This window comes from Kaistella carnis (genome assembly GCF_003860585.1).
Classification (GTDB): domain Bacteria; phylum Bacteroidota; class Bacteroidia; order Flavobacteriales; family Weeksellaceae; genus Kaistella; species Kaistella carnis.
Genome location: NZ_CP034159.1, coordinates 3,196,715 through 3,208,518, shown reverse-complemented (window position 1 = coordinate 3,208,518; position 11,804 = coordinate 3,196,715). Strand labels below are relative to the sequence as shown.

At 36.8% G+C, this 11,804-nt stretch carries 12 protein-coding genes; 5 read left to right on the top strand and 7 right to left on the bottom strand.

What is annotated here, in order from left to right; genetic code table 11:
* Positions 1-113: 113 nt before the first annotated feature.
* The 6 genes from rny to EIB73_RS14865 all read right to left on the bottom strand — a co-directional run bounded on the left by rny (position 114) and on the right by EIB73_RS14865 (position 4,805).
* Positions 114-1,688: a ribonuclease Y gene (gene rny / locus EIB73_RS14890; RefSeq protein ID WP_125026019.1), complete on the bottom strand. Its 1,575-nt coding sequence runs from the start codon at positions 1,686-1,688 to the stop codon at positions 114-116.
* A 289-nt stretch (positions 1,689-1,977) separates the two neighbouring features.
* On the bottom strand, positions 1,978-2,265 hold the full coding sequence (locus EIB73_RS14885; RefSeq protein WP_125026018.1) for a cell division protein ZapA: 288 nt from the start codon (positions 2,263-2,265) through the stop codon (positions 1,978-1,980).
* A complete protein-coding gene (locus EIB73_RS14880; RefSeq protein WP_125026017.1) occupies positions 2,265-2,567 on the bottom strand; it encodes a hypothetical protein in 303 nt (100 codons plus the stop codon). Before EIB73_RS14880 ends, EIB73_RS14885 begins: the two co-directional genes overlap by 1 nt.
* A 151-nt stretch (positions 2,568-2,718) precedes the next feature.
* Complete coding sequence (gene porT / locus EIB73_RS14875; protein WP_125026016.1) at positions 2,719-3,504, bottom strand: type IX secretion/gliding motility protein PorT/SprT; 786 nt, start codon at positions 3,502-3,504, stop codon at positions 2,719-2,721.
* Between the two features lies 1 nt (position 3,505).
* Positions 3,506-4,168 carry a bifunctional demethylmenaquinone methyltransferase/2-methoxy-6-polyprenyl-1,4-benzoquinol methylase UbiE gene (gene ubiE, locus EIB73_RS14870; protein ID WP_394341100.1) on the bottom strand — a complete coding sequence of 221 codons (663 nt, stop codon included), beginning with the start codon at positions 4,166-4,168 and terminating at the stop codon, positions 3,506-3,508.
* 67 nt (positions 4,169-4,235) lie between these two features.
* Positions 4,236-4,805, bottom strand: coding sequence for a hypothetical protein (locus tag EIB73_RS14865; protein WP_125026014.1), 570 nt, complete (start codon positions 4,803-4,805; stop codon positions 4,236-4,238).
* Positions 4,806-4,910: 105 nt separating this feature from the next.
* On the opposite strand from EIB73_RS14865, the gene EIB73_RS14860 reads away from it, so the two are divergent.
* The 4 genes from EIB73_RS14860 (at position 4,911) to EIB73_RS14845 (ending at position 8,083) form a co-directional block, all read left to right on the top strand.
* On the top strand, positions 4,911-5,978 hold the full coding sequence (locus EIB73_RS14860; protein WP_125026013.1) for a 3-oxoacyl-ACP synthase III family protein: 1,068 nt from the start codon (positions 4,911-4,913) through the stop codon (positions 5,976-5,978).
* 64 nt (positions 5,979-6,042) lie between these two features.
* Positions 6,043-7,248, top strand: coding sequence for a metallophosphoesterase (locus EIB73_RS14855; protein WP_125026012.1), 1,206 nt, complete (start codon positions 6,043-6,045; stop codon positions 7,246-7,248).
* Between the two features lie 7 nt (positions 7,249-7,255).
* Positions 7,256-7,750, top strand: a complete 495-nt coding sequence (locus tag EIB73_RS14850; RefSeq protein ID WP_125026011.1) for a GNAT family N-acetyltransferase — start codon at positions 7,256-7,258, stop codon at positions 7,748-7,750.
* Between the two features lie 90 nt (positions 7,751-7,840).
* Positions 7,841-8,083, top strand: coding sequence for a hypothetical protein (locus EIB73_RS14845; RefSeq protein WP_125026010.1), 243 nt, complete (start codon positions 7,841-7,843; stop codon positions 8,081-8,083).
* Positions 8,084-8,156: 73 nt separating this feature from the next.
* Here the strand turns inward: EIB73_RS14845 and alaS are convergent, their stop codons facing one another.
* Complete coding sequence (gene alaS / locus EIB73_RS14840; protein ID WP_125026009.1) at positions 8,157-10,814, bottom strand: alanine--tRNA ligase; 2,658 nt, start codon at positions 10,812-10,814, stop codon at positions 8,157-8,159.
* 287 nt (positions 10,815-11,101) lie between these two features.
* On the opposite strand from alaS, the gene msrA reads away from it, so the two are divergent.
* Positions 11,102-11,779, top strand: a complete 678-nt coding sequence (gene msrA / locus EIB73_RS14835; RefSeq protein WP_317132669.1) for a peptide-methionine (S)-S-oxide reductase MsrA — start codon at positions 11,102-11,104, stop codon at positions 11,777-11,779.
* The last annotated feature ends 25 nt before the right edge of the window (positions 11,780-11,804 follow it).

The following is an 11,804-nucleotide window of genomic DNA, read 5'->3' as shown; positions in this document are numbered from 1 at the left end:
GAAAGAAACCATTTCGTGTAATAGAAGTATACCTCCGTTTAATAGTTAAAACTTAAAAAAGAAAAACTCCTTTCATTTCTGAAAGGAGTTTTTAAATAAAATATTTTGAAGGATTATCTCGCGATATTCACCGATCTCGTTTCTCGGATTACTGTCACCCTAACCTGTCCTGGATATGTTAATTCATTCTGAATCTTCTCTGAGATATCATAAGAGAGTTGAGATGACTGGTCATCATTCACTTTTCCACTTTCTACCATTACTCTAAGTTCTCTACCTGCCTGAATTGCGTAAGCACTTGAAACTCCATCAAAACTTAAAGCCGCGGCTTCTAGGTCTTTCAATCTTTGGATATAAGATTCCAGTACCTGTCTTCTCGCGCCTGGTCTTGCTCCCGAAATTGCATCGGCAACCTGAATGATGGGCGATAACAATGTTGTCATTTCTACTTCATCATGGTGAGCTCCGATGGCGTTAACAACTTCAGGGTTTTCACCATATTTCTCAGCCCACTGCATTCCTAAAAGTGCGTGTGGCAATTCAGATTCCTGTTCCGGAACTTTACCAATATCGTGAAGTAGACCTGCTCTTTTCGCCAACTTAACGTTGAGACCTAATTCTGCAGCCATTGTTCCGGCGATGTTTGCAACTTCTCTGGAGTGTTGCAATAAGTTCTGTCCATAAGAAGAACGGAATTTCATTCGACCCACAATTTTCACCAATTCCGGGTGAAGTCCGTGAACTCCTAAATCAATAACGGTTCTTTTACCAACTTCGATGATTTCTTCTTCGATCTGTTTTTTAGTTTTATCAACTACTTCTTCGATTCTGGCTGGGTGAATTCTACCATCGGTCACCAAACGGTGAAGCGACAATCTTGCGATCTCTCTTCTTACCGGATCAAAGCATGAAAGTAAAATTGCTTCCGGAGTATCGTCGACGATAATTTCAACACCTGTAGCGGCTTCTAAAGCACGAATATTACGTCCTTCTCTACCGATAATCCTACCTTTAACCTCATCAGATTCAATATTGAATACAGAAACCGAATTTTCGATTGCCTGTTCCGTTCCGATTCTCTGAATAGTTTGAATTACAATTTTCTTGGCTTCCTGCTTAGCATTCAATTGCGCTTCCGCCATAATATTTTGTACATGAGCCTGCGCTTTCGTTTTGGCTTCTGCTTTCAGAGCTTCTACCAATTCGTTTTTCGCATCTTCTGCCGAATATCCCGAGATTCTTTCTAAGATCTCAACTTTCTGGGCAGTTACCATATCTAATTCCTGTTGTTTTCTTTCTAGGATTTCGTTTTTCTTACTGTAATCTGCAATTTGGCGATCCAGATCTTTTTCTAATTTTCCGGTTTTGCTAAGTTCGTCGTTCAGTTTTTGTTCTTTGTCGCGGATTCTTTTTTCCGAATCCTGCATTTTCTTTTCTCTGCTCTGAATGTCTGCATCATGCTGAGACTTCAGCTCCATAAACTTTTCCTTAGCTTGTAAGTGTTTTTCTTTCTTAATGGTTTCTGCCTGTACAGTAGATTTCTCTATAAGATTTTCAGCATTTTTTTTAGCATCATCGATGATGAATTTTGCCTTAGCATTCAGGGAGCTTTTAGAAAAAATCATTCCTAAAGCCGCTCCTGCAGCCAGACAAACAATGCCGATAATAATAGCGATCGTTGTTGTCATATATGTTTAGTTTTAATATTAATCGTTCTTTTTTATTACGAATAAAAGACAGAAAACCGGTCTTTTATTTTTTATTTAATGTCATTTTTGGTCATAAAAAAAGCCTACAATAATTCAAGGATATAGAGTAAACTCCTTATCAACACGATTTGAACTGTTTTTTATTTTCTGTAATCCGAGCAAGTCGGCGCGCCATTAAATAAACTTTCGTTCGGCAATTGTATAGCGTTGAGTTCACCTGTAATGTGTTAGAACTATTGTAGGCAGTTGTTGATTGAAAAAGAAAAATCTACTTTTCCAACGCTTCCAGGGTTTGATTGATTATTTTCAACCGCTCCGTGGAATCTTTTATATTTTTATCGTTAGTGATTTGGGCTACCTCAGCATTGGTTCCCAATTTCAGGGCGCACATTGCTAATGCATCTTGTTTATCTCTAACATCAAAATTCTGTTCAAAATCTTTAATCATGGCTTCAATCTGTTTCCCTACGCGCCGCAGTGTTTCTTCTTCTGCAGAGGGCACATTCAGCGGATAACTTCTTCCCGCAATGGTGATGGTAATTCTTCTCACGTCCATTACAATCCGCTATTTTGAAGCTCTGCAATACAATAATCCACTTCTTTGATCAATCGGTTAATGTGATTTTTCATCAACCGGTTATGATCCGGGTTTCCTGATATTGCTGAGTAAAGTTTTATATTTTTTTGTTCTTCTGCTAATACCTGATTCTTCTTCCTTTCCTCTTCGTATTTCTCCTTCAATTCTTCGTGTTCCTGCTTTAATTCAACATATTTTTCGTCAAGATTCTGATAATTTTTACTTATCGTCAATATCTTTTTTTCTAAAAGCGAAAAATTCTGTTCTAAGTCTTGGAGCATTTCTCAGGTTAATTTATTCTAACTCTGTAGCAAAAATATAAAAATTTAAATTGAAAGTGACCATAAATGAACACTAATTTCTTAAATCATTTAATAAAAAAAGAGAAAGTCCCAAAACTTTCTCTTCACTATCTTAAAATTGTACGATTTTTTACTCAAATTTCAGTACAAACATAAAGGCTCTGGATTTTGCACTGGAAATTGCTGATGTCCAATAAGGAGGAGTTGTGGCATTATCTGCGACTGTTTCATTGTTAATCATAAAAGTTCCTCTGAAACCGGGGGTTAATTTAAATCTACTGAAATAAAACTGAATCCCAACTTCGGCAGACCACGCAAAATTACTCGCAGTGGTACGGAAAATTCCCTGTTCATTATCATCTTCAGATTTATTGTTGGATTGCAGATTCATCATATAATTAATTCCTGCAGCAGCGTAAGGACGGGAGTTATACCAGCGGTCCCCATGAACTTCAATTAATAAAGGGATATCAACATATGTTGATTTTATGGTCCTTAATTTATCGGCTTCTGTTAATTCTCGTGGTGTAAAAGGAAGATTTGCCGGCGTTCCCGCTGCGAATTGATCATTAGATTGTGTATCGAAATAAATCTCGCGCTCCACAAATTGTAAACCCGGTTCAATTCTTAAATCAAAATTATCATTCAACCGGAATTTGCCGATCAAACCGGCGCCGAAACTGTAAAAGGCTTTCGGTTGCACCAAACTTTTTTGACCATTCATCCCGAATTTTGGATCGAGCACCAGCTTGTAGTCAAAATTATTAGCCGCCAAATAAAAACCATAACTGAACTTTTGATTGTCAAATCCTTCCAGATTATCCATTCGGTCTTTGGTCCTAAAAAGCTGAGCTTCAGCAACGGTAGCAAAACAAAAGGCTGCCACCAAATTTATTTTCAAAAAAAGTTTCCACATATTATTTTGTTGCCTTATAAATGGTTGCGATACCTAAACTCAATTTTTTATATTCTACCGTTCTAAATCCAACGTTCAGAAGAATTTGTTTCATTTTTTCTCCATACGGAAAAGCATTCACAGAATCCGGAAGGTAGGTGTAAGCGCGCGTATCTTTTGAAACCAACTTGCCAATCTGAGGTAAGACATTTTTAAAATAGAACATGTAAAAAGGCGCTAAAACCCCTTCAACTTTAGAAAACTCCAGAATATAAACGCTTTTATTTTCTTTTACTACCCTTTTCAGTTCTGCTAGCCCTTTATCTAAGTTTTCAAAATTACGCACTCCAAATGCAACGGAAACCGCATCAAATTTATTGCTTTCAAAAGGAAGATTTTCCGCATCGCCTTTGATCATTTCGATTTGATCGGTTAAGTTAATCTTCTTGATTTTTTCGATACCCACATTCAACATTTGTTGAGAGAGATCTAAACCAACCATTTTCGCACCCGTTCCTTTTTGAACCGCAATTGCTAAATCTCCGGTTCCGGTGGCGACATCCAAAACTAATTTCGGTTGGTCAGCACTCATCCATTTCACCAAAGTGTTTCTCCAGAGAACATCAATTTTCATTGAGAGAACATGATTCAATAAATCATATTTCGGCGCAATGTTGTCGAACATATCTTCGACTTCTTTTTTCTTTCCGGCTTCGGTATTATAAGGCGTTACTTGCTTCAAGGGGTGTGTATTAAAATTGATAGTATTCTTTGTAATAATTTAGAAAATCTGTTTTACGGAAAATCTTTGTGCGGGATTCCGTTTTCTGAACATTCTTCACGACCTTATCATAATCCTCATCGATATTATAATAAAAATCATCGGTATATAATTTATTGAAACGAACAGGAGCATTCACATACAGTTTCCCGTCGATATTGGTTTGTCTTCTGGTCGCAATCAGGGAATCTTTATTAACTCCATATCCATAAAACTGCTCATTTATGTAATAATCCTGATGCGCAATATTCACTAAACCGCGAACTTTATTTACGGTAAAGCTGGAATCAAACAGCATTTTCTTTTCCGCATCAAAAACTTTGATCTCATTTTTACCTTTCTTTAGATCTACTTTCACATGTTGACCGGCGGTTATGATTTTTTCTTCACCATTATTAATGTTAAAGTAAAAGGTATCATCAGAGGGATTGTCGACCAAATAATAATTTTTTTTGGCTAAAAACAAAAAGTAAATTCCGAATGCAAAAATAACAGTCAGCAGGGAAATGATTAAACCTTTTGTGGAAGGACTTATTTTCATAAAAAATATTAGGGTGAAAAAACTTTTGCAAATTTAATAATAATTTTGTTTCACGGCGGTACAATATTAATTCTTAACTTTGCCTTAAATTTTTCATTAATACATATGCCAAATACAATCATAATAGGCTCAGGGAGTTGTCTTCCCACCAAAGTTGTAGGTAAAGAACATTTCATGGATTCTGTTTTCTACACTGATGAAGGTGAGAAAATAGACAAACCCAACGAAGAGGTGATCCAGAAATTTATCGAAATCACCGAAATTGAAAACCGCCGATATCTGGAAGATGGTGAACATAATTCGGACCTTGGCTACCGTGCCGCAAAAGAGGCGATCGCTGATGCAAAAATTGATCAGGAAGATTTAGACTATATTATTTATGCCAGCAATTTTGGTGAAGTTAATAAGGATGGAATGTCGAATTTTATGCCTTCCATGTCTTCCCGAGTGAAGAATAAATTAGGCATCAAAAACAGAAGAACGGTAAATTACGATATGATCTTCGGTTGTCCAGGTTGGGTTGAAGCCCTGATAATGGCAGATACTTTAATTAAAGCAAAAAAGGCAAAATTAATTCTTGTCGTTGGATCTGAAACTTTAAGCAGAGTAACAGATAAGTTCGACCGAAACAAAATGATTTTTGCAGATGGCGCCGGTGCTGTTGTCGTAAAAGCAACTGACGATGAAACCGTAGGAATCATTGCTGATAATACGATTTGTGATAATGGTCCCGAACTTTATTATCTGGAAAATTCTCCTTCTCTAAAATTAGATGAAGACCGCAGACCACTATACATCAGAATGCATGGACGTAAAATTTACGAGTACGCTTTAAAAAACGTGCCGGATGCGATTAAAGAAACCATTGACAAAGCTAATCTAGGCATAGACGACATTGATAAAATCCTTATACATCAAGCCAATGCGAAGATGGATTACGCGATGATCTCCCGTCTCTTTAAACTTTACGGTCGAACAGAATACGATCACGCAATCGCTCCCATGACGATTCAACAATTTGGAAACTCTTCCGTGGCGACAATTCCAACCATGTTTGACCTCATCAGAAAAGGAAAATTGGAAAACCATGCTTTTAAAGACAAAGGAAATATTTTATTTGCGTCTGTAGGAGCCGGAATGAACATCAACGCGGTTGTTTACAGATTCCCTTAAAGATTTTATTTAAAATTATAAAAAGCACAAAATTTGTTTTGTGCTTTTTTCTTGACTACAACAAATGCAGAAAAACATTTTAATCATCACCGGCATTTTTTTCGCCCTCGAATTTTATATTTACCAGGCTTTTAAAACAGTTACCAACAATCACTGGTTACGTATTGCTTACTGGGCTATTACCCTTATCGCCTATCTCTTTTTCATTTATGAAATCCTGAATTTTAAGAGAACAGATCGTGATCATCATCGCGTACAGCTGGTGGCATCTCTTTTTTTAATTTTCTTTCTTCCTAAGCTCTTCATCATCTTTTTTTTGTTGATTGAGGATTTGTACAGAGGAATTCGATTTCTCTTTCAAAGTTTTGGCGGGGGCGAAAACTACCTTCCCGAGCGGCGACAATTTTTAAGTTTTATAGGAATTGGGAGTGCGGCAATGCTCTCTGCTTTTTTTATCGACGGCATAATTTTTGGGAAATATAGACACTCGGTAAGAAAAGTAAAAATTAAAATTAAAAATTTGCCGGCCAGTTTTAAAGGGTATAGAATTATACAGATCTCCGATGTGCATTCCGGCAGTTTCTTTCATCCGGAAAAATTACAAAAAGCCATTAATCTCATTAATGAGCAGAAAGCGGACCTCATCCTTTTTACGGGAGATATGGTGAATAATTATGCGCATGAATTCGAACCTTTTGTGCCCTTATTTTCAAGCATTCAATCCAGAGACGGTAAACTTTCTATTCTTGGAAATCATGATTACGGGGATTACGGCGAATGGAAATCAGCGGAAGAAAAAGCTGAAAATGTCCCTCACCTCATTCAATTACAGGCAAGAGCAGGTTTCCAAATGTTGCGTAATGAACATCGAATCATTGAGAAAAATGGCGAAAAACTATACATTTTAGGCGTTGAAAATTGGGGCGAAAAACCTTTTCCGCAATATGGGGACTTAGATAAAGCCGCAGCGGGTGTTCCCCCTGAAGCTGCAAAAATCCTGATGAGTCATGATCCCACCCACTTCGATAGAATTGTTAAAAAGCACCCATCGAACGTTCAACTGACTCTTTCCGGCCATACACACGGAATGCAATTTGGCATTGATCTAAAAAATGTTCGGTGGTCTCCCGTGCAGTATCGTTATCCAAAATGGGCAGATTTGTATGAAAGTGAAGGCAAATCGCTTTACGTAAACCGAGGCTTTGGCGTCATCGGTTATCCCGGAAGAGTGGGAATTGAACCAGAAATTACTTTATTCGAATTAAGCTAAATAAATCATGGCAGAATTTATAAAAGTGACGGAAAGCGATATTTCCTTTGTCCAACAGTTAGCACAGAAATCCTGGAACGCAGCGTATAAAAATATTCTCAGCCAAGCCCAAATTGAGTACATGCTGGATCAAATGTATTCAACTAAAGAGATTTCCCGCCATCTTAATAGTGAAAATTATCATTATTATATGATTAAAGAGGAGGATCAGGTGACAGGATTTATTGGTTTTGAATTTCATTACGAACCGGCAACAACAAAGTTGCACCGCATATACCTCCTAGAAGATTTTATAGGAAAAGGCTTGGGCAAAAAAGCGCTTTCATTTTTAAAAGAAGAGGTAGCCGATTCAAGTGATAAACGAATTATTTTGAACGTGAATAAAGATAATCCCGCAAAAGCAGTCTACGAATCACAAGGTTTCAGTGTTTTTGAAGAGAAAGTATTCGACATTGGAAACGGCTTTGTCATGGACGATTATTTAATGGAATTTAGATTTTAATTTAAGATTTATTTAACAACGATTATATCTCTTTTAACTTTTGGTACGATTTTAGAACCGTAATTTTTATAACATTAAAAAAATAAAATTATGACACGTACTAATTTACTTTCAAAGATTCAAATTTTCGCAATGGCTGTGATGGCTAATCTTGCAGTAGTAATGGTTCGAGCGCAGGAAAAAGCAGCTGACTTAAAAGTTGACGTGGACGTAAACAAAGGAGGCGATGCGATGGGAGGCGACTGGATGAGTAATCCTTTGGTTTGGGTGATCGGTGCTTTGATACTGATTGTGATCATTGCTCTTGTTGCAAGAGGTGGAGGAAATAAATAAGAATCCTTTATTATAAAAAAATAAAATCCCGAAATTACTTTCGGGATTTTTTATGTAAAATATTTTATTATAATTAAAGTGAAAGTGCTTTTTGATAAGCATTTTCGATGCCTTTAAAATTTTTCCCACCTGCAGTTGCAAAGCCAGGATTTCCACCACCGCCGCCTTGGATTTCTTTCGCTAAATCTTTAACGATATTTCCCGCGTGGTATTTTGATTCTAAATCCGCAGAAACGCCAACGGTTATCATTGGTTTTCCATTCGCATCAGAAATGATTACGATTACGGAACTCTCAATATCTTTCTTCAACTGGAACACGATATCTTTCACGCTTCCGGCATCCAGAGAAACTTTCTTCACCAATAATTTTTTATCATCTTTTTGAACGAAATCATTTGCCCAGTTTGAAGTTTCTGATTTTGCTTTTTCTTTTTTCAAAGATTCGATTTCAGATTTTAAAGAAGTGTTTTCTTCAATCAATTTCTCAACTGATTTTACTAAATCTTTCGACTTTAATAAAGAAGAAATTTCTTTTAGCTGGGTTTCTAAATTTCTAAAATATGCCGCAGACTGATCCCCCGAAATCGCTTCAATTCTACGGATTCCTGCCGCCGTTGAACTTTCGTTCTGAATTTTAAAATGACCGATTTCTCCCGTATGTTTCACATGCGTTCCACCACACAATTCTTTAGAAGAACCGAACTGGATCATTCGAACTTTATCGCCGTATTTTTCACCGAACAAAGCCATTGCGCCTTTTTCCATCGCTTCGGTAATTGGAATTTCACGGAATTCTTGTAATGCAATATTTTCTTTGATTTTCGCATTAACTTTTTCTTCTACGATTTTCAATTGTTCTTCATCCATTTTAGAAAAATGAGAGAAATCGAAACGCAAATAATTCGGTCCAACGAAGGAACCTTTTTGCTCAACGTGTGTTCCTAAAACTTCACGCAATGCCTCGTGTAACAAGTGTGTTACTGAGTGATTTGCCTGCGTATTTTTTCTTTCCGACTCATTTACTTTAGCATAGAAAACTGCACCGGCATCTTTCGGCATTTCTTTAATTAAAGAAACGATCAGATTATTTTCTTTTCGGGTTTCCAGAACTTCGATGATTTCTGAACAGTCGGTAATTGTAGAAATGCTTGGATTTGAAATATCAAAACCTTCCGCATAGCTTGGGATTAAAATTCCTTTGTCGCCAACTTGTCCACCACCTTCCGGATAGAAAGGCGATTTCGACAATACGATCTGATAAAATTCGCCGTCTTTATTTTCAACTTTTCGGTAACGCGTAATATAAGTTTCGGTTTCGGTTTGGTCGTAACCTACGAAAGATTCTGCTTTTCCTTCTAAAACAACCCAGTCATAAACTTTCTGCGCTGATGATTTTTTTGAACGCTGTTTCTGCTTGTTCATTTCCTCTTCAAAACCTGCTTCATCGACCGTTAATTGTTTCTCTTCAGCGATAATTCTGGATAAATCTGCGGGGAAACCGTACGTATCATACAATTCAAAAACATCTGCACCAGGAAGCGTTTTTTGACCTTTAGAAATTGTTTCGTTAATAATTAAATCAATTCTTTTCAAACCGTGTTCAATGGTTTTTAAGAAAGAAACTTCCTCTTCCCGAATCACCTCCGTAACCAGTTTTTCCTGTTTAACCAACTCTGGGAAAAATTCGCCCATATCAGCTTTTAATATTGCTACCAATTCATAAAGGAAGGCTTCTTTCATTCCTAAAAATCGGTAAGCGTACGAAATTCCACGACGTAAAATTCTGCGGATCACATATCCCGCACCTCCGTTGGAAGGCAACTGTCCATCGGCAATCGCAAAAGCCACTGCACGGATATGATCTACCACAACGCGAATTGCAATATCTTTTTCGTCTTCTAAAATTCCGGTATATTTTTTACCTGAAAGTTCTTCCACTTTTGCAATTAAAGGCGTAAAAACATCGGTATCATAATTTGATTTTTTTCCTTGTAAAGCCATACACAGACGCTCAAAACCCATTCCGGTATCCACGTGTTTTTTAGGTAGTTTCTCTAAACTTCCGTCGGCTTTTCTGTTGAATTGCATGAATACAAGATTCCAGATCTCAACCACTTGCGGATGATCGTTATTGACTAAATCTAAGCCTGAAACTGCGGCTTTTTCTTCATCTGTTCTTAAATCAACATGAATTTCAGAACAAGGGCCACAAGGGCCACTCTCCCCCATTTCCCAGAAATTATCTTTTTTGTTTCCATTGATAATTCGGTCTTCGGAAATATTGGCTTTCCAAAAATCAAATGCTTCCTGATCACGTTCTAAATTTTCAGATGCATCACCTTCAAAAATAGTCACGTAAAGATTTTCTTTTGGAATTTTGTAAACTTCAGTCAACAACTCCCACGCAAACTGAATTGCTTCTTTTTTAAAATAATCGCCGAACGACCAGTTTCCCAACATCTCAAACATGGTATGATGGTAAGTATCGCGTCCAACATCGTCTAAATCGTTATGTTTCCCCGAAACCCGTAAACATTTTTGCGTATCAGCAATTCTGGAAGATTTCGGTTCCTTATACCCTAAAAAATAATCCTTAAACTGCGTCATTCCGGAGTTAGAAAACATCAAGGTCGGGTCATCTTTTAAAACAATGGGTGCAGATGGAACAATTTGGTGGCCTTTTTCTTTAAAATAATCAAGAAATTGTTGGCGTATGTTTTGTGAAGTCATAGTTGAATTTGGCTTTAGCGATTGGCTTTATGGCTTATTTATAAGATTGCAAATTTAATCATTTTTAAAATGATGTGGAATACTGTTTTTGTAAATGCACAACTTTACATTAATTCCCATTTTAGCGTAGTTTTATGTCTTTTTCAAAACCTTACAATCACTTTTATCGTATATAAAATTCCTGGGATGATTGGTCTGTTTTTAGAAATTACAGCGATAGAGAATTAAAAACAAGTAATTATTATTTCAGCCTCATATTTGTATGTAAAATAAAATGAATTTAAAAAATGGAAAATAATAAAAAAAGAATGAAAAATATTTTAACACTCATGGCATTTATTTTTGGAGTAGGAATTTTTGCTGCAACAAGTTTTTCGTGCTCCAAGGCTAAATTAAAATCGGAAGTAGAAAATAAAAAAGAAGAAATTAATATGGAAGGTAAAAACATTAAAGAAATCTATTTTGCTGGTGGATGTTTCTGGGGAACCGAGCATTTATTTCAGCTCGTAAGAGGCGTGGTTGCCACGGAAGTTGGATATGCAAATGGAAAAATAAAAAACCCAACTTATGAACAGGTTATCAGTCACACGACTGGTTTTGCGGAGGCTGTGAAAGTACAGTATGATGCAGATGAAGTAGATCTACCTTTGTTGATCGACCTTTATTTTAAATCCATTGATCCGACCACCATAGACCGACAGGGAAATGATGTGGGAGATAATTACAGAAGTGGAATTTACACGACCGATCCCACCGCTGAAGCGATTGTAAAAACTGAGGTTGCAAAATTGGCGAAGCATTATAGTAAACCTGTGGTTGTAGAAACGATTCCTTTGAAAAATTTCTATAAGGCAGAAGATTATCACCAGGATTATTTAGATAAAAATCCGGGTGGATATTGCCACATTCCGCTTTCCGTTTTTGAAGAAGCGAAAAGAGCAAACCCGCTGCCAGCAGCGAAGTAATAAAATTAAAGGTTGTCGAAAGGCA